We start from the raw sequence: 395 nt of genomic DNA on the forward strand, positions 1-395 counted from the left end.
GGTCTGAACCGACGATTCGAGCCTCAATTTTCGCACCGCCACTAGGGCCTAATTCAATTTGCTTAAGTTTGTAATCAATTTCAGGGAACTGACTGTCAACGTGTTCACGGAAGCGACGCATCAGCCCTTCAAGTACCTGATAATCTGTCACACGAACCGTGATTTCGCCATACGCGCTATAACTCTTCTCGGGTGAGTAGGTCAACATGAAACGCTGCAGACCTTTACCGGCCGTGGTCGTGATATGTTCAACTTCACTTTGTTCCGACAACCAACTCTCAAGCACTCTCAACTTGGTATTAGTTGCTCGAATATCCGTACCTTCTGGCATCCAAACATCCACTTGGAACATCGGAGTAGTTGAAGATGGGAAGAATGCTTGTTTCACAAAGCCA

The 395-nt window shown here is 46.8% G+C and carries 1 pseudogene; it reads right to left on the reverse strand.

Annotation, left to right across the window (positions count from 1 at the left end):
- Positions 1-395 (reverse strand): annotated as a pseudogene (locus AB4486_RS24070) (AcrB/AcrD/AcrF family protein); the annotation flags it as partial.

The organism is Vibrio sp. 10N.222.55.C6, from assembly GCF_041473395.1.
GTDB lineage: Bacteria > Pseudomonadota > Gammaproteobacteria > Enterobacterales > Vibrionaceae > Vibrio > Vibrio crassostreae_C.